The sequence below is a fragment of the Limnohabitans sp. DM1 genome (assembly GCF_001269385.1).
Classification (GTDB): domain Bacteria; phylum Pseudomonadota; class Gammaproteobacteria; order Burkholderiales; family Burkholderiaceae_C; genus Limnohabitans_A.
The window spans coordinates 12,556-29,737 of record NZ_CXOO01000023.1; the positions used below are offsets into that span (position 1 = coordinate 12,556).

A 17,182-nucleotide genomic window follows, 5' to 3' on the forward strand; every position below is an offset into this window, starting at 1 on the left:
AAAATCGGTGCATCAGCCCGGCAGTTGCGCCAGGCCAAAGGGTTGGGGGGGGCCGGTTTTTGGGACTTCTGCGCGTGCGGCCAAACGGCTCGCGCGCAGCATGGGGCCCAGGGCCACCAGCACGACAAACAACAAATACATTTCCAGGTGGTAAACGAAGCTGTAGGCGGTGATGGGGGTGACCAGCACCTCGCCCAAAGCGCCGGACATGGCCAGCACCGACACGCTGTCGCGCAAAGCCCCGCCCAGTGCCATTGCCGCGCCCGCGCTGGTGGCTTGCACAGCCCCCCAGGTGCCGATGACCAGACCGCCCAGGTGGCCCAGGGGGCTTCCGTCCGCCGCCATACCCATGGCCGTGACCAGCATGCCCACCGAAAACAAACCGCCGCTGAAACCGATCAGGCCCACGCCGATGCGGAACATCCAGGCCGCTTCGAGCGGGCCCGAAAAAATCACCATGGCAAAAGCGGGCAAGCCCAGCAGCACACCCAGACTGGCCAGGCGGCAGGCGTGCATGCCGCCTGACAACCAGCGGGCTGACACCAGGAAAGCCAACAAAGCGCCACCGGCACTCAAGGCCGTGAGGGCGCTGGTGGCGCCCACGTCAAGTTTCAAAATCTCGGCAGCGTAGGGCTCCAGCACGATGTCTTGCATGTTGAAGGCGAAAGTGCCCAGAGCCAGCGTCCACAAAAAGCGGCGCATTTGCGGCTGGGCGATCAGGTCTTTCCAACTGCTGGCAAAGCCCCCGGCTTCGCGGCGTCCGCGCTTGGCGCTCCGTGCCTCTTGTTTCCACAGCGAGGCCAGGTTCATCACCGCCACCATGACCGCGCAGCCTTGCACCAGCTGGATGAGTTTTTGCGGGCTGAAGTCACTGAGCACCAGGCCGAACACTGCGCTGCTGGCGATCATGCCCACCAAGAGCATGCTGTAGAGCAAGGCCACCACGCGGGGGCGTTTGTCGTCTGTGGCCAAGTCGTGGGCGAGCGCCATGCCAGCGGTTTGCGTGACCTGGATGCCCGCGCCCACCATCACAAAAGCCAAGCCAGCACCCAACTGACCCACCCACAGGTTGGCAGCTTCTGGTTCGGACAAGAGCAATAAGGCAAACGGCATGATGGACAGGCCGCCAAACAGCAGCAAGGTGCCGGTCCACAAATACGGAATGCGGCGCAGCCCCAAAGCCGAGGGGTGCGTGTCGCTGCGGTAACCGATCAAGGTGCGCAGCGGCGCAAAAACCATGGGGATGGCGACCGCCAAGGCGACCCACCAGGCGGGCACTTGCAGCTCCACGATCATGACCCGGTTGAGTGTGCCCACCAAGAGCGCTGTCACCATGCCGATCACCACCTGGAACAGCGACAGGCGCAGCAAGCGCGCCATCGGCAGCTCAGGCGAGGCCGCGCCGGCAAACGGCATGAAGCGCGTGCCGTAGGCCGTGAACCAGCGGGGCATGGGGACACGCAGTTTCATGAGCGGGTCCACTCCCAGGCTTGTGAGGTGTAAAAGCCGCTGGCCACGCGCTGCATGCGCGCGCCTTGCCAGCCCTGCAAATCCAGGTGGTTTTGCATGCGCTGCAGCAAATCAGCGTGCGCCACGGGCGAGAGTGACGGTGAGCGGTCGCTGCGCGGAAACAGGCGGCCCGCGCTGTGCATCAGGGCCAAGAGGGGTGTGCGCGGCGCAAACGTGAAGGCCATGGAGCCGCGGGTGCGTTGGGCCAAACCGGCCAGCGCTTCGGCGATTTGGTCACTGTCGTAGTGGATCAGCGAGTCCATGCACACCACATGGTCGAAGTGGCCCAAGTCGGGGCTGAGCATGTCGCCTGACAAAAACTCCACCGAGCCGGGCAGGGAGGGGTGCTCTGCGGCCATGCGTTCGGCAGCAAGCTTGACCAAGGTGGGTGACAAATCAATCGCCACCACTTCGGCCCCGCGCAGGGCCGCTTGCAGGGCCAGAGCGCCGGTGCCGCAACCGGCGTCCAGCACGCGCAGGCCGCGCAGGTCTTGAGGCAGCCACGACAGCAGGGTTTCGCGCATGGTGTCGCGCCCGGCGCGCACGGTGGCGCGGATGCGGCCCACCGGCTCGTTCGAGGTCAGGCGCGCCCAGGCATCGGCCGCGGTGCGGTCAAAGTAGTGCTCGATCTGGCTGCGGCGTTGTTCGTAGGCGGTGGTATTCATGGCGTGCTTTCTGTGCGAGTTTTGGCGTGCGGATCAGTCAAAACCCAGCAGGTCAAAAATGTCGCGGTCTTTCATGGGAATGGACGGCAGCGGGTCGGCCCCCAGCCACAGGGCAGCGGCCAGGCGCATGTACTCGTCTTGCACGGCTTTGACGGCAGGTGTGGGCTCGAGCTCAAACAAGGTGCACTTTTGCAAACGGCTCTTGCGGATCTCGTCAAGCATGGGGAAGTGCGCCATGGTTTTCAGGCCCGTGACCGCGTTGTATTTGTCGATCTGGTCGGTCGCGTCGCTGCGGTTGGCGATCACGCCGCCCAAACGCACGTTGTAGTTCTTGGCCTTGGCGCCAATCGCTTGCACGATGCGGTTCATCGCAAAGATGGAGTCAAAGTCGTTGGCCGTGACGATGAGGGCACGGTCGGCGTGTTGCAATGGGGCGGCAAAACCGCCGCACACCACATCGCCCAGCACATCAAAAATCACCACGTCGGTGTCTTCGAGCAGATGGTGTTCTTTCAGCAGTTTCACAGTCTGGCCGACCACATAACCGCCGCAGCCGGTGCCTGCGGGTGGGCCACCGGCTTCGACGCACATCACGCCGTTGTAGCCTTTGAAGACGAAGTCATCGAGGCGCAGCTCTTCGGCATGAAAGTCCACCGTTTCGAGCGCGTCGATCACGGTGGGCATGAGCTTTTTGGTCAGGGTGAAGGTGGAGTCGTGCTTGGGGTCGCAGCCGATTTGCAGCACGCGCTTGCCCAACTTGCTGAAGGCCACCGACAGGTTGGAAGACGTGGTGCTCTTGCCAATGCCGCCCTTGCCGTAGACCGCAAACACCTTGGCGGTGCCAATCTTGACGGTGGGGTCCATCTGGAACTGCACACTGCCTTCTCCGTCTGCGCCGCGTACCCTCTGGATGCTGTTCACCGGGATGCTGGTGGTTTCGATCATGCTGGGAGTCCTTCGTGTATGCCTTCAAGGCGGTCTTCAAGTTCTTCACCGGCCCGCAGCAAAGCTGACATGGTTTCGGCGTCGGGTTGCCAGTACTGGCGGCGGGTGGCCTCCAGCAGGCGGTTGGCCACTTTGGCCGATGCGGTGGGGTTGAGCTGGGCCATGCGCTCGCGCATGGCAGGGTCCAGCACAAAGGTCTGGGCCAGTTGCTGGTAGACCCAGGGCTGCACTTGCCCTGTGGTGGCCGACCAGCCCATGGTGTTGGTGAGGTGGGCTTCGATCTGGCGCACGCCTTCGTAGCCGTGTTGCAGCATGCTTTCGTGCCACTTGGGATTGAGCATGCGGCTGCGGGTTTCCAGCGCCACTTGCTCGGTCAGGCTGCGCACCACGCCCTCGCCCTGGGTCTGGTCGCCAATGAACACAGGCGGGGCTTCGGCGGCGTTGCCGTCGCGCTGGTGCTTGGCCTGCAGCACGGCGCGGCTGATGCCGCCCAGGGTGTCGAAGTAGGTGTCGATGCTGGTCACGCCCAGCTCGACCGAGTCGAGGTTTTGGTAGGTGAGCGAGACGCTGGCCAGCGCGCTTTGCAGCACGGTGGTGTTGCGCACCGGGCGGCCTTCGCGCCCATAGGCAAAGCCTTTGCGCTGGGTGAAGGCGTCGCCGAGTTCGTTTTCGTTTTCCCAGCAGCTGCTGTCGATCAGGTGGTTCACGTTCGCGCCGTACGCGCCTTCGGTGTTGCCAAACACGCGCAGCGCGGCGCACTCCATGTTGCTGCCTTCGTGCTCGGCCAGGTAGGCCAAGGCATGTTGGCGCACAAAGTTTTGTTCCACCGGTTCGTCGGCGCTGGCGGCCAAAAACGCGGCTTCGGCCAGCAAGCGGATTTGCATGGGCAGCAGGTCGCGGAAGATGCCCGACAAGGTGATGACCACGTCGATGCGGGGGCGGCCGAGTTCGGCCAAGGGGATCAATTGGGCCCCTGCCAGGCGGCCGTAGCTGTCAAAGCGAGGCGCGGCGCCCATCAAGGCCAGGGCTTGAGCCATGGGGCTGCCTTCGGTCTTGAGGTTGTCGGTGCCCCACAGCACCATGGCCACGGTCTCGGGCAGGGCTTGGTGGTCTTGCTGGTAACGAGCCAGGAGTTTGTCGGCCTGGCGCATGCCATCGCGCACCGCAAAGGCAGACGGCATGCGGAAGGGGTCGAGGCCGTGCAGGTTGCGCCCGGTGGGCAGCACGTTGGCGTTGCGGATCAGGTCGCCGCCGGGGGCGGGTTGCAGGTAGCGGCCGTCGAGGGCGCGCATCAGGCCTTGCATTTCGTGGTCTTCGCCCAGCAGGCGGTTGCTGCGCACCAGCTGACGCAGGGTTTCGGCTTGGGCTTTGTCGCCAGCGGGCAAGTCGGTGCTGAACTGTGCGTTCAGTTGCGCTTCGCTGGCACCGTCGACCAAGGCTTCCATCAAAGCGGCGTTTTGGGCGGCTGTCAAACCCATGGCATCGGCCATGACTTTGAGGGTGCCCAAGCGCTGCTCGCGGGTGGGGGCTTGGCCCATGACGTGCAGGCCTTCGGGGATGAGGGCGTATTCGAGTTCCAGCAGCTGGTTTTGCAGCTGCTCGATCCAGGCGGTGGTATCTGCCGCCTGATGGGCTGGAACGGACAAGTCGATGCTCTGCGCTTGTTCGCGGATCAGCGTGGTCAGGCTCTCGCGGTCCTGCGCTTGGTCGGGGCCCATTTGCTGCCAGCGCTCAATGGATTGCTGCAGGCTGACCAATTCTTTGTACAGGCCCGAATGCGTGAGCGAGGGCGTGAGGTAGCTCACCAGCGTGGCCGCGCCCCGGCGTTTGGCCAATGCGCCTTCTGACGGGTTGTTGGCGGCATACAGGTAGACGTTGGGCAGTGCGCCGATCAGGCGGTCGGGCCAGCACTGGGCCGACAGACCGGTTTGTTTGCCGGGCATGAATTCGAGCGCGCCGTGCGTGCCAAAGTGCAGCACCGCGTCGGCGGCGTAGTCGTCGCGCAGGTAGCGGTAAAACGCGCTGAAGGCGTGGGTGGGGGCGCAGCCAGTTTCAAACAGCAGGCGCATCGGGTCGCCCTCGTAGCCAAAGCCGGGCTGTACCGTGACCACCACCTGGCCAAAGTCTGCGCCCAGCACAAAGATGGACTGGCCATTGGTCAGGTGCTTGCCGGGGGCGGGGCCCCACTGCGCTTCAATCTCGTTCAACCAACGCTCGTGTTTGACGTGGTGGCCGGTGTCGATGGCGTGCAGCACATTGGCCTGCGTGCCGTACTGGCTGGCGTTGCCGTGCAACAGGCGGTTGCGCAGGTCGTCCACGCTGTCCGGCAAGGTCACTTGGTAGCCCTCGAGCGACAAGCGCTGCAAGGTGTTGAAGAGCGACTGGAAGACGGAGAGGTAAGCGGCCGTGCCCACGCTGCCTGCGTTGGGCGGGAAGTTGAACAGCACGATGGCCAGCTTGCGCTCGGCGCGTGGTTTATCGCGCAGGCGCACCAGGCGCTCGACGCGGGCGGTGAGCATTTCGGTGCGCTCGCTGCAGGTGAACATGTCCTGGCTGCGCGGGCCGCTGGGGAAGGTGCAGCGCTTGTCGCAGCCGTGGCAGGTTTGACCGGCGGGGCCGGGGCGGCCGCCGTAGACCATGGGCAAGATCGAGCCGTCGAGTTCGGGGATGGCCACCATGATGGTGTTTTCCACCGGCAGCAGGCCACGGGTGGAGTCACCCCATTGCTCGATGGACTGGAACTCCAGCGGGTGCGCGGCGATGTACGGCACATCGAGTTCGCTCAGGGCCACTTCGGCGGCGCTGGCGTCGTTGTAGGCCGGGCCACCGACCAATGAAAAACCGGTGAGGGACACCAAGGATTGGATGTTTGAGCCCGTGCCTTGCTTGAAGAAACGGTCCATGGCCGGGCGGGCGTCCAGCCCGCTGGCAAAGGCGGGGATGACGCGCAGGCCGCGCGCTTGCAGTGAATGGATGACCGCGTCGTAATGCGCGGTGTTGCCGGCCAGCAAATACGAGCGCAGCAGCAACAAGCCCACGGCGGGCTGGTCTTTGCGGCCGTGGCCTGGCAGGTCGCTCAGCTGTTCGCTGATGCGGTTTTTCATCTGCGGGTGGTACAGGCCGACCTCGGGGTATTCGATCGGGTCTTCGGGCTGGGCCAAGGCGCGCAGCGGCTCGCGTGGGCCTTGGGCGTAGCGGTGCACCAGGGTTTTGACCAGGTGCTCGATGTTGTGCTCGGAGCCCGCCAGCCAGTAGCGCATGGTCAAGAAGAACAGGCGCAGGTCTTGCGCGGTGCCGGGAATGAAGCGCAGCAGCTTGGGCAGGCGGCGCAGCATGGCCATTTGCTTGGCGCCGGCGCTGGACGGTGCGCCCGTGTCAGAGCCGGTGTCTTTGTTTTTGGCGCTGGGGCGCAGCTTTTTGAGCAAGGCCATCAGGCCACTCGACTCGCGGCCCATGACCAGCTTGCCCATGCGGGTGAGCTGCGTGACTTGCGGGGCCGACATGATGCAGACCATGGCGTCGCAATGCTCGCGGCGCGCCTGCAGGGCGTCGAGCACCGGCAGGAAATGGTCTTCCATGAAAAGCATGGTGACGATGACCAGATCGGCTTGCGCCACGGCGGCCAAGCACGCGGCCAGGGCCTTGTCGCTGTCACGCCAGGCCGAGGCGCTGTGGGTTTGCAGGTGCAGGCCGGGCAGGTCGCGGGCCAGGCGCTCGGCTGCGCTCTCGGCGGCGCTGGCCAGGTGGCTGTCCATGGTCAGCAGCACCACGCTCATGCGCGGTGTTGGTGTGTTGCTGGACTTACCGGCTGAAGTGGGCTTTGGCATCGTAGAGCGTCTCCACGGTGATGGTCGCCACGCCCAGGTCTTGGGCAAATCGCTCGGTGTTGCGGCGCGCTTTGCCCCGCACAAAAAACGGGATCTTGCCCAGCTCCTTTTCGGCTTCGGGACTCCAGGTGGCCTGGTTCGAAGCGGCTTGGGCTGGGGCGGCGACCTTTTGAACGCTGTCGGTGGTCAGTGTGTCGGTGGGGGCGGGAGCCGCTGCTGAAACCACAACGGGTGAGGCAACGGGTGTAGCAACGGGGGCGGCCACTGCAGGTGCCACGTTCTCAGCCGCAGGCCGCGTGCTGCCCAGGTGCGAGGGCGCAGCACCGGCATGGAACTCGAAGTCTTCGCGGAACATGCCGATCAGGTGTTCTTCCAGGCCCATCATCAGGGGGTGCACCCAGGTGTCGAACAGCACGTTCGCGCCTTCAAAACCCATTTGCGGCGCGTAGCGGGCGGGGAAGTCCTGCACATGCACAGGGGCCGAGATCACCGCGCAGGGAATGCCCTGGCGCTTGGCGATGTGGCGCTCCATTTGTGTGCCCAAAATCAGCTCGGGCTGCAGCGCGTTGATCTGGGTTTCGACTTCCAGGTAGTCGTCGGTGATCAGTGCTTCGACGCCATAGCGTTTGGCGCAGTCGCGCACTTCGCGGGCAAATTCGCGGCTGTATGTGCCCATGCCCACCACCTCAAAACCCATCTCTTGGCTGGCGATGCGGGCTGCGGCCACCACGTGGGTGGCGTCGCCAAAAATATAGACCCGCTTGCCGGTCAGGTAGGTCGAGTCGACCGACTTGGCGTACCAATGGGCGTGGGCGTTGCTCGGGTCTTGTGCGGGCTGGGGCAGGCCGGTCAGCGTGCAGACTTCGGCGATGAAGTCGCGTGTGGCGTGGCTGCCCAGGGGCACGGTCTTGGTGTAAGGCTGGTCAAACTGACGCTGCAACCACTGCGCGGCGGCCAGGCCAATTTCGGGGTAGAGCACCACGTTGAAGTCGGCCTCGGCCAGCTTTTGCACATCGGCCACACTCGCGCTCAACGGCGCGACCACGGCCACGTCCACACCGAGTAGGTTCAGCAGTTGGGTGATTTCTTTGACGTCGTCACGGTGGCGAAAGCCCAGGGCGCTGGGGCCGAGGATGTTGCAAGTGGGTCTGGCCTTGGCTGCCTTGGCGGTGTCATCGGCAGGCTTGTGCACCAGGTGCCGGCAAAGTTGGTAGAAGGTCTCGCTCGCGCCCCAGTTTTCTTTGCGCTGGTAAGAGGGCAGCTCCAGGGCCACCACGGGAATGGTCAGCTTCAAAGCTTGGGCCAAACCACCCGGGTCGTCCTGAATCAACTCCGCCGTGCAGGACGAGCCCACCAACATGGCCGCAGGATTGAAGCGCGCCATGGCTTGGCGTGCAGCGTCTTTGAAGAGTTCGGCCGTGTCGCCGCCGAGATCACGCGCCTGGAAGGTGGTGTAGGTGACGGGCGGGCGGCGCGGCAGGCGCTCGATCATGGTGAAAAGCAGGTCGGCGTAGGTGTCGCCTTGTGGGGCGTGCAGCACGTAGTGCACATCCGTCATGGCGGTGGCCACGCGCATCGCGCCCACATGGGGCGGTCCTTCGTAAGTCCAGAGCGTCAGTTGCATGGGGTGTTCCTGCGCCTTATGCCGCCAGCTTCAGGCGGCGTTTGAGGGGGCGGCTGAACAGGCCGGCCAAATCGGCCGCTTGTTCGTAGCCTTGAATAGGCGTGAAGACCAGTTCAATGGCCCACTTGGTGGTGATGCCTTGGGCCTCCAGGGGGTTGGCCAAACCGAGGCCGCAGACCACCAGATCGGGCGCATCGGCGATGCAGCGGTCGAGCTGCAGGTCCACGTCCTGGCCTTCGCTGATGCGGGTGCCTGTGGGGATGAGCGCGAGTTCGGCGGCCATGTGCTGGCGGTGCAAATAGGGCGTGCCCACTTCCACCAAATCCATGCCCAGTTCGCGGTGCACAAAGCGCGCCAGCGGAATTTCGAGCTGCGAGTCGGGGAAGAAAAAGATGCGTTGGCCTTGCAGCATCTGGCGTTGCACGGCCAGGGCTTTTTCGGCGCGCTGGCGCGGCGCGGCGGTGGCTTGTTGAAACACCTCGGGGGCCACGCCAAACTCGGCGGCGGCCGCTTGCAGCCAGGCGGTGGTGCCTTCTACGCCCAGCGGGAAGGGCGCGGGCAAATGCTGAGCGCCGCGCGACTGCAGCGCCCGGGCGGTGTCGGCCAAGAAGGGCTGGGCCAACAAGTAGCGGGTGTTCGGGCCGACCACCGGCATGGCCTGGCTGTTGCGCGGCGGGAAGAAGCTGACCTGCAAACCCATGCGATCAAACAAGCTGCGCATCTGGTCTTCGACCACATCGGCCAGGGTGCCGACCACCATCAGGGCGGGGGCCGTGTCGGGTGAACTGGCGGGCAGGCCGGGGACCATGGCCGCCAAGCAAGCGTCTTCGCCCTGGGTGAAGGTGGTTTCGATGCCGCTGCCCGAGTAATTGAGCACGCGAACCTTGGGGTGGTGGATCTGGTTTTGGCGCTCGGCGGCGCGTGACAGATCGAGCTTGATGACTTCCGACGGGCAAGAGCCCACCAAAAACAACAAGCGGATGTCGGGGCGGCGCGCCAGCAGCTGGCCGACCACGCGGTCGAGTTCTTCGTGCACATCGGCCAGGCCCGCCAGGTCGCGCTCGTCGATGATGGCGGTGCCAAAGCGGGGTTCGGCAAAGATCATCACGCCCGCGGCCGATTGGATCAGGTGGGCGCAGGTGCGTGAGCCCACCACCAGAAAGAAGGCGTCCTGGATTTTGCGGTGCAGCCAGATGATGCCGGTCAAGCCGCAAAACACCTCGCGCTGGCCGCGTTCGACCAAGGGCACGACGTCGGTGCAACCAGCGGTTTGCGCGGATGTTTCTGCGCGGATCGGGATGACAGTGCTCATGTGCTGGCCTGTGCGCCCGTTTCGGGCAATGATGGGGTTTCGGTTTTTTGCAGCCGCGCCATGCGCAGCTTGCGGATGTATTGCGCGGCGTTGATGGCGTAGCTGCCATAAGCGGCCAAGGCCAGCCACAGCAAGTCGTTGGCGCTCCAAGCGCCTTGCCACCAAGCCCAGACATAGGCGGTGTGCAAGGCCATCACCCCCATGCTGACCACGTCTTCCCAATAGAAGGCGGGGGCGAACAGGTATTGGCCGAACACCACTTTTTCCCAGATGGCGCCGGTGACCATGATGGCGTAGAGCACCACGGTCTTGAGCACCACCGAGGCCAGGGCCCAGTCGGTGTGCTCGCCGGTGTGCAAGCTGTTGATCACCAAATAGAGGCTGATGCCAAAAATCAGGAACTGCACCGGGGCCAATATGCCTTGCACCATCGTCCAGGCGGTCGCGTCACGCCGGGCGCGTTGCGCTGGCGTGTACAAAACCTGGGGGCTGGATGCGGGCATGAGGACCTTGTGGTGTGGACGTCTTGGAATGAATGTAAGTGGGCGCCCTGCTGTGTGTCAACATAAATTGACATATTTTATTGATTCAAGGGTTTACACTGAAGGCAAGATATTGAATTCCCTGCACACTCAAGTTTGTGTTTTGCAGGCGCATTGCGATGTCCCGCTCAATGCAACTCTTGCGACGAACACTCCGAGCTGTTGGAGCCTGCCGCTGGTGTATCCCACAGATGATCGGTGCTTGTCATGGCGCAATTCAATGTCGAAAACTCCCAGTTCCCACCGCAGGCGGCCGGATTGGCGACGCAGTTGCCTGAAGCCTTGAGGCGGGGCGTGCCTGTTGGGCCCCGTTTGGTCGGCGGAACTTCTTTCGCGGGCAAGTCTGCGCTTGACCTGGCCCAGGTGCAGCACTTGGCGCAGGCCTGTTTGCAAGGGCTGGACGCCGCCAGGCGCGTGGTGTTTGGCTGGCAGCGCCAGGGGCAATCGCTCGAAGACATCTATCTGCAGGGCATCACCCCGTGTGCACGTTTGCTGGGCCAATGGTGGTGTTCGGATCGGCTGGATTTCGCCATGACGACCATCGCGTCGTCCCATTTACAGCAGCTGTTGCACGATTTCAGTGCGGAGTTTCTGCTGGAATCGCCCCAGCAGCGCAATGGTCTGAGTCTGCTGTTATTGACCGAGCCCGGCGCTCAGCACAGCATGGGACTGTTCATGCTCAGCGAGTTTTTCAAACGTGCCGGTTGGGCTGTGACGGTGGGTGTCCCTCAGGATGTGGCCGAATTCAAACATCTGTTTTTGTCGGACTGGTTCGATGCCGCCGGTATTTCTGTTTCCACCGACAGGCACTTGCAGACACTGACCCATCTGTTGCCACCATTGCGTGAGGCGTCGGATAACCTGAATTTGCAGGTGTTCGTGGGCGGCCCCATGGCATTCATGGCCCCCGATTCGCTCAAGGGCTTGGCCGCCCAACTCGTGGCCGAAGATGCGCCCAAAACCGTGGCCTGTGTCACACAACTGCTGGTTTTGTGATCCGCAAGCGTGACATAAAATGACAATTCAGATACTTTTATTACATTTAATTCCCGGGGTTTTGGGGCTGTCAGGCAGACATCGCCCTATACTTATTTGACAAATTAAAGTGTCAACTTCCTGATGATCCAACCCGTTTGTTTTACAACATGAAGCTCCCCTCTCTGGACCCGTCCACATTCTCCCAATTGCTGGGGGTGGTGTCGGACCTCACCTTGGTCATGGACCCGCAAGGTGTGATCGAGGATGTGTCAACCGGGCGAGACACCTTGGCCGCTTTGGGCTGCCAGGCCTGGGTGGGCCGCCGCTGGATCGACACCGTGACCAGCGAAAGCCGCATCAAGATCCAGGAAATGCTGCAGTCCCAAGGCGTGTCCGACGTCATGCGCTGGCGGCATGTGAACCATCTGTCCGCTTTGGGCAGCGAGGTGGCTTTGCAATATGTGGTCTTGCCGCTGGGCGGGGGCAAATTGCTGGCCATGGGCCGCGACCTGGAAAGTCTGGCTGAATTGCAGCGCCGCCTGGTGGAAACCCAGCAATCCATGGAGCGTGACTACCTGCGCTTGCGCCACATCGAGGCACGTTACCGCGTCCTGTTTGATACCTCGTCTGAGGCTGTCTTGATGGTGGATGCCGCCACTCAGCGCGTGCTCGAAGCCAATGTGGGCGCACAAGCCTTGCTCAAAGACGCGGGCAAACGCCTGGTGGGCCGCGATGTGCGCGAATGTTTTGAAGGCGAAAGCCAGGGCGAAGTGCAGTCTTTGCTGCGCATGGCGCTGGCCACTGGCCGCATCGAGATGTGCTCGGCCCGCGTGGCGGGCTTGCCCTCGGCCTGGACGGTGTCGGCCACGGTGTTTCGTCAGGAGGGCGGGGCACAGTTTCTGGTGCGCCTGGTCACCCGCGAGGCTGCATCGGCCCCGCTGCACGATGCCGGATCTTCAGCCGCTTTGAGCGAGGCCATGGAGCGCTTCCCGGATGGCTGGCTGTTGACCGATACCTCGGGCTTGATCAAAAGCGTGAACGAAGAGGGCATGGCTTTGTTGGGCCTGACGGCCTCGTCCCAAGTGGTGGGCCAAAGTCTGGAGCGCTGGTTGTTGCGCGGTGCGGTGGACTGGGGGGTGCTCAACACCAGCTTGCGCCAGCAATTGCCGGTGCGCAATTTCGCCACCGAAGTGCGCACCCTGTCGGGCATGACCTTGCCGGTCGAGGTGTCGGCCGTGTGCCTGGCGCGCCCCGAGCCGATGTACGCCTTTTTTGTGCGCGACATGGACCGCCGTTTGCAAGGCGGGGCCTCGGTGGCGCAAAGCCAGAGCAACCCGTTTGCCGACCTGTCGCAGTTGGTGGGGCGTCGCCCGATCAAGGACATTGTGGGCGAGACGGTGGACACCATCGAGCGCCTGTGCATCGAAGCGGCCCTGGAGCTGACCCACAACAACCGCGCCTCGGCGGCGGAAATGCTGGGTTTGTCGCGTCAGAGCCTGTACGTCAAGCTGCGCCGCTTTGGCATGGTGGCCGAGGCCGAAGCCGACGCGCCTTGAGGGTTGTCACGCTGGATTGACATTAAGTGTCAATCCCAATTGACATTTCAAAAACTCTCTTCACAATGGGGGCATGGACACCCCACCCTTGGCCCACTCGCCACACACCCAGGCCACAGCACCACCGCTGAACCGGCCTGCTTTGCGCACGGTGGCCGAATTCCTCAAACCCATCACCTGGTTTCCGCCCATGTGGGCTTTTGCCTGCGGCGTGGTGGCCTCGGGCCAGGACATCGGTGCCCATTGGGCTTTGTTGCTTTTGGGTTTGGTGTTGACCGGCCCGCTGGTGTGCGCCAGCAGCCAAGCGGTGAATGACTGGTTTGACCGGCATGTGGATGCCATCAACGAACCCAACCGCCCCATCCCCTCGGGCCGCATGCCTGGTCGCTGGGGTTTGGGCATTGCCATTGCATGGACCGCGTTCTCGCTGCTCTGGGCCACGCTCATGGGGCCTTGGGGCTTTGTGGCCTGCGCTCTGGCCATTGCGCTGTCGTGGGCCTACAGCGCGCCACCCGTGCGCTTGAAAAACAACGGCTGGTGGGGCAACGCAGCTTGCGCCCTGAGTTACGAAGGACTGGCCTGGCTCACGGGCACGGCCGTGATGCTGGGTGGGGCTTGGCCGGGGTCGCATTCGGTGGCGCTGGCGATGCTCTACAGCGTGGGGGCACACGGCATCATGACGCTCAACGATTTCAAGGCCATCGAGGGCGACCGGCGTATGGGCGTGGCCTCGCTGCCGGTGCAGCTGGGTGCGCACGGTGCAGCGCGCATGGCTTGTGTGTTCATGCTGGTGCCGCAGGGGGTGGTGGCGGTTTTGTTGCTCAACTGGCAGCTGCCATGGCACGCCACAGCTGTCTTGGCTTTGGCGGTCTTGCAAGGGCCTTTGATGCTGAAATTTTTGCGCCAACCCATTGAGCGTGCCTTGCATGTCTCGGCCTTTGGTGTGCCGCTGTTCGTCAGCGGCATGATGGTCAGCGCCTGGGGCTTGCGCCAGTTGAGCGGCTTGCACAGCAGCGTGGGGGTTCTATGAACACACCGATGAACGCACAGGTTTTTGGCTGGTTCCAGATCATCCGCTTGGGGCTGATCCAGGCCTGTTTGGGCGCGGTGGTGGTGGTGACCACGTCCACGCTCAACCGCATCATGGTGGTCGAGCTGGCGCTGCCCGCCTTGCTGCCGGGTTTTTTGGTGGCTTGGCATTACGCGGTGCAAATGGTGCGCCCGCGCATGGGTTTTGGTTCCGACAAGGGGCGGCGCAGCACGCCCTGGATGATGGGCGGCATGCTGGTGCTGGGTGTGGGCGGCGTCATGGCCGCTTGGGCCACGGTGTGGATGGCCTCTCAGCCTTTTTATGGCGCACTGCTGGCCTGGTTGTCTTTCAGCCTGATTGGCTTGGGCGTGAGCGCCTGCGGTACATCGCTGCTGGCGCTGATGGCCAAACGCGTGCCCGATGAGCGCCGGGCGCCCGCGGCCACCACCGTGTGGCTGATGATGATTGTGGGCTTTGCCGTCACTGCCGGGGTGGTGGGCAAGCTGATCGATCCTTACAGCCCTCAGGTGCTGCTGCAGGTCTCGGCGGGGCTGAGCCTGGTCACAGCCTGCATCACGGCCCTGTGTTTGTGGGGCCTGGAAAAAGACGGCGACCCCTCAGGGGCCGTGGCGCCGAGCGTGAGCACCGAGCGCCTGCAAAAACAAAATTTCAAAGAGGCCTTCCAAGAGGTGTGGGCCGAGCCTGCGGCGCGCACCTTCACCGTGTTTGTGTTCATGTCCATGCTGGCTTACAGCGCGCAGGATTTGATTCTGGAGCCCTTCGCGGGCGCGGTGCACGGCTTCACGCCGGGGCAGACCACGCAGCTGTCGGGCTGGCACCACATGGGCGTGCTGGTGGGCATGCTGGCGGTGGCCGGGGCCGGTTCGCGTTGGGTCGCGGGGCGCTTGGGCTCGGTGCAGGCCTGGATGGTGGGCGGGTGCCTCGTGTCGGCGCTGGCCACGGTGGGTTTGGTCAGCTCGGCGCTGTCGGTCGATTGGCCGCTCAAGGCCAATGTGGTGTTTCTGGGTGTGGCCAACGGCGCGTTCTCGATCGCGGCGATTGCCACCATGATGCGCCTGGCCGGTGAAGGCGGCCCGGGCCGTGAAGGCACACGCATGGGTTTGTGGGGCGCTGCGCAAGCTGCGGCCTTTGGTTTGGGGGGATTGCTCGGCACCGCTGCCAGCGACCTGGCCCATGCCTTGTTGGGGGAACAACGCACGGCCTATGCAGCCGTGTTTGGCATGCAAGCGCTCATGTTTGCGGTCTCGGCGGCGGTGGCTTCGCGCCTGCGCACCGGGCCAGCAAGGCAGCGAGCGCCTTTGCGTTTTGACGGTCCCGTATTGCTCAAAGGTGGGTCAAGCTCATGAACCAAACCGATTACGACTTTGTGGTGGTGGGCGGAGGGCCTTCGGGCGCGACCGCCGCACACGATTTGGTGCGCCAAGGCTGGCGCGTGTTGTTGCTCGACCGCCAGGGCCGCACCAAACCCTGCGGCGGCGCGATCCCGCCGCGCCTGATCCAGGACTTTGACATTCCCGACCACCTGCTGGTGGCCAAGGTGCGTTGTGCCCGCATGATCTCGCCCACCGACAACAAAGTCGACATCCCGATCGACAACGGCTTTGTCGGCATGGTGGACCGCGACGAATTCGACGAGTACTTGCGCGATCGCGCCGCCCAGTCGGGTGCGGTGCGTTGCCAGGCGATTTTTGACAAGCTGCAGCACGACGACAGCGGCCAGTTGTGGGTGCACTACACCCCGGTCACGCCCAAAGAACACGCGGCGCTGGAGCACGCTCAACCCGTCAAGGTGTCGACCCGCATGGTGGTGGGGGCCGACGGTGCGCGCTCTGAAGTGGCGCGCCAAGCCATTCCCAATGCGCACAAAACCAAGTATGTTTTTGCGTACCACGAGATCATCGAGTCGCCTGTGGGCCAGCCCGGCTACGACGCGGCGCGATGCGACGTGTATTACCAAGGCGAGGTTTCGCCAGACTTTTATGGCTGGGTCTTCCCGCACGGCAAGACCATGAGCGTGGGCATGGGCAGCGCCGACAAAGGGTATTCGCTGCGCAGTGCCACGGCGCGCTTGCGCGAGATTGCGGGACTGACCCATGCGCCCACCTTGCGCCGCGAGGGTGCACCCATCCCGCTCAAGCCCTTGCCCCAGTGGGACAACGGCCGCGACGTGGTGGTGATTGGCGACGCTGCAGGCGTGGTGGCGCCGTCGTCGGGCGAAGGCATTTACTACGCCATGGACTGTGCCCGGCGCGTGGCCAAGGCAGCCCATGAGGCCCTCAAAACCGGCAACAGCGCCTGCCTGAAGCAAGGCCGCAAGAGCTTCATGAAGCAGCACGGCCGCGTGTTCTGGATCTTGGGCGTGATGCAGTACTTCTGGTACCAAAACGACAAACGCCGCGAAAAGTTCGTCAAGATCTGCGAAGACCGCGATGTGCAGCGCTTGACGTTTGAGTCCTACATGAACAAGGAACTCGCTCGTAAGGACCCGATGGCCCATGTGCGTATCTTCATCAAGGACATGGCCCACCTGCTGGGCTTGGCACGAACGTGAAGATGGCGCACCTGAAGACTGCGAACCCGAAGGCCGTGCACTTTTTCTGTGCGTGCGCTTGCACAGTCCGCGCTCAGGCCTGACGGACAATCAAGTCCATGAATCTTCCCCGGATACCGCAAGCCCTGAGCCGACTGCTTGTCGCTTTCGTGCTGAGTTACGCCACCGCTGGTATTGGCGCCGCACTGACCGAGTTGGGACCGTGGTATTTTGCGCTGCGCCATCCGCCCTGGAAGCCACCCGACGCCGCCTTTGGTGTGATCTGGAGCACGATCTTCACCTTGTGTGCCATCAGCGGCTGGCTGGCCTGGCAAGCGGCTCACACCCGCGTGTTGCGCATGCGCGTGGCGTGGTTGTTTGGCGTGAATGCCGTGCTCAACATCTTTTGGAGTGCGCTTTACTTCAAATTGCAGCGCCCGGACTGGGCGCTGCTGGAGGTGGTGTTTTTGTGGCTGTCCATCCTGGCCTTGATGGTGGGCCTGTGGCGGCTGTCGCGTTGGGCCAGTTTGCTATTGCTCACCTATTGGGTCTGGGTCAGCATCGCCGCAGTTTTGAACCTGCAAACCGTACAACTCAATGGGCCTTTTACTGGGGTTTTGTGATGTTTTGACACCCAATGAAC

General features: G+C 63.5%; 13 protein-coding genes. 6 read left to right on the forward strand and 7 right to left on the reverse strand.

The genetic code is table 11. The features are described from left to right. Window positions 1-12: 12 nt before the first annotated feature. Genes AMM33_RS09195 through bchF form a run of 7 tightly spaced genes read right to left on the reverse strand, consistent with a single transcriptional unit; the run spans window position 13 to window position 10,385 of the window. Window positions 13-1,470, reverse strand: a complete 1,458-nt coding sequence (locus AMM33_RS09195) for a BCD family MFS transporter (protein WP_090140623.1) — start codon at window positions 1,468-1,470, stop codon at window positions 13-15. Next, window positions 1,467-2,174, reverse strand: a complete 708-nt coding sequence (bchM, locus tag AMM33_RS09200) for a magnesium protoporphyrin IX methyltransferase (protein WP_090140625.1) — start codon at window positions 2,172-2,174, stop codon at window positions 1,467-1,469. Before bchM ends, AMM33_RS09195 begins: the two co-directional genes overlap by 4 nt. A gap of 33 nt (window positions 2,175-2,207) precedes the next feature. Beyond that, on the reverse strand, window positions 2,208-3,119 hold the full coding sequence (bchL, locus tag AMM33_RS09205; RefSeq protein WP_019429120.1) for a ferredoxin:protochlorophyllide reductase (ATP-dependent) iron-sulfur ATP-binding protein: 912 nt from the start codon (window positions 3,117-3,119) through the stop codon (window positions 2,208-2,210). Beyond that, window positions 3,116-6,946 (reverse strand): magnesium chelatase subunit H, encoded by a 3,831-nt coding sequence (locus tag AMM33_RS09210; protein ID WP_090140626.1) that lies wholly within the window; start codon window positions 6,944-6,946, stop codon window positions 3,116-3,118. Before AMM33_RS09210 ends, bchL begins: the two co-directional genes overlap by 4 nt. Continuing rightward, complete coding sequence (gene bchB / locus AMM33_RS09215; protein WP_090140628.1) at window positions 6,921-8,570, reverse strand: ferredoxin:protochlorophyllide reductase (ATP-dependent) subunit B; 1,650 nt, start codon at window positions 8,568-8,570, stop codon at window positions 6,921-6,923. The genes AMM33_RS09210 and bchB overlap by 26 nt, the downstream gene beginning before the upstream one ends. 16 nt (window positions 8,571-8,586) lie before the next feature. After that, the gene (locus AMM33_RS09220) at window positions 8,587-9,882 is read right to left on the reverse strand and encodes a ferredoxin:protochlorophyllide reductase (ATP-dependent) subunit N (protein WP_090140630.1); all 1,296 of its coding nucleotides are present in this window, start codon (window positions 9,880-9,882) and stop codon (window positions 8,587-8,589) included. Further along, window positions 9,879-10,385, reverse strand: a complete 507-nt coding sequence (gene bchF, locus AMM33_RS09225; protein ID WP_090140631.1) for a 2-vinyl bacteriochlorophyllide hydratase — start codon at window positions 10,383-10,385, stop codon at window positions 9,879-9,881. Before bchF ends, AMM33_RS09220 begins: the two co-directional genes overlap by 4 nt. A gap of 246 nt (window positions 10,386-10,631) precedes the next feature. On the opposite strand from bchF, the gene AMM33_RS09230 reads away from it, so the two are divergent. The 6 genes from AMM33_RS09230 (at window position 10,632) to AMM33_RS09255 (ending at window position 17,162) form a co-directional block, all read left to right on the forward strand. Next, window positions 10,632-11,420, forward strand: coding sequence for a cobalamin B12-binding domain-containing protein (locus AMM33_RS09230; protein WP_090140633.1), 789 nt, complete (start codon window positions 10,632-10,634; stop codon window positions 11,418-11,420). 149 nt (window positions 11,421-11,569) lie between these two features. After that, window positions 11,570-12,958 (forward strand): transcriptional regulator PpsR, encoded by a 1,389-nt coding sequence (ppsR, locus tag AMM33_RS09235; RefSeq protein WP_090140731.1) that lies wholly within the window; start codon window positions 11,570-11,572, stop codon window positions 12,956-12,958. Window positions 12,959-13,031: 73 nt separating this feature from the next. Continuing rightward, on the forward strand, window positions 13,032-13,988 hold the full coding sequence (chlG, locus tag AMM33_RS09240) for a chlorophyll synthase ChlG (RefSeq protein ID WP_090140635.1): 957 nt from the start codon (window positions 13,032-13,034) through the stop codon (window positions 13,986-13,988). Beyond that, window positions 13,985-15,355: a BCD family MFS transporter gene (locus AMM33_RS09245; RefSeq protein WP_090140637.1), complete on the forward strand. Its 1,371-nt coding sequence runs from the start codon at window positions 13,985-13,987 to the stop codon at window positions 15,353-15,355. Before chlG ends, AMM33_RS09245 begins: the two co-directional genes overlap by 4 nt. Continuing rightward, window positions 15,352-16,560 carry a geranylgeranyl diphosphate reductase gene (locus AMM33_RS09250; RefSeq protein ID WP_090140639.1) on the forward strand — a complete coding sequence of 403 codons (1,209 nt, stop codon included), beginning with the start codon at window positions 15,352-15,354 and terminating at the stop codon, window positions 16,558-16,560. Before AMM33_RS09245 ends, AMM33_RS09250 begins: the two co-directional genes overlap by 4 nt. A 98-nt stretch (window positions 16,561-16,658) precedes the next feature. Next, on the forward strand, window positions 16,659-17,162 hold the full coding sequence (locus tag AMM33_RS09255) for a TspO/MBR family protein (protein WP_090140641.1): 504 nt from the start codon (window positions 16,659-16,661) through the stop codon (window positions 17,160-17,162). Window positions 17,163-17,182 lie beyond the last annotated feature (20 nt).

Bases quoted from the DNA above. Each gene is read 5' to 3' on its own strand.
- AMM33_RS09255 (WP_090140641.1), top strand. From the start codon at position 16,659: ATGAATCTTCCCCGGATACCGCAAGCCCTGAGCCGACTGCTTGTCGCT.
- AMM33_RS09250 (WP_090140639.1), top strand. From the start codon at position 15,352: ATGAACCAAACCGATTACGACTTTGTGGTGGTGGGCGGAGGGCCTTCG.
- AMM33_RS09195 (WP_090140623.1), bottom strand. From the start codon at position 1,470: ATGAAACTGCGTGTCCCCATGCCCCGCTGGTTCACGGCCTACGGCACG.
- AMM33_RS09245 (WP_090140637.1), top strand. From the start codon at position 13,985: ATGAACACACCGATGAACGCACAGGTTTTTGGCTGGTTCCAGATCATC.
- AMM33_RS09220 (WP_090140630.1), bottom strand. From the start codon at position 9,882: ATGAGCACTGTCATCCCGATCCGCGCAGAAACATCCGCGCAAACCGCT.
- bchL (WP_019429120.1), bottom strand. From the start codon at position 3,119: ATGATCGAAACCACCAGCATCCCGGTGAACAGCATCCAGAGGGTACGC.
- bchF (WP_090140631.1), bottom strand. From the start codon at position 10,385: ATGCCCGCATCCAGCCCCCAGGTTTTGTACACGCCAGCGCAACGCGCC.
- ppsR (WP_090140731.1), top strand. From the start codon at position 11,570: ATGAAGCTCCCCTCTCTGGACCCGTCCACATTCTCCCAATTGCTGGGG.
- AMM33_RS09210 (WP_090140626.1), bottom strand. From the start codon at position 6,946: ATGCCAAAGCCCACTTCAGCCGGTAAGTCCAGCAACACACCAACACCG.
- AMM33_RS09230 (WP_090140633.1), top strand. From the start codon at position 10,632: ATGGCGCAATTCAATGTCGAAAACTCCCAGTTCCCACCGCAGGCGGCC.
- bchB (WP_090140628.1), bottom strand. From the start codon at position 8,570: ATGCAACTGACGCTCTGGACTTACGAAGGACCGCCCCATGTGGGCGCG.
- bchM (WP_090140625.1), bottom strand. From the start codon at position 2,174: ATGAATACCACCGCCTACGAACAACGCCGCAGCCAGATCGAGCACTAC.
- chlG (WP_090140635.1), top strand. From the start codon at position 13,032: ATGGACACCCCACCCTTGGCCCACTCGCCACACACCCAGGCCACAGCA.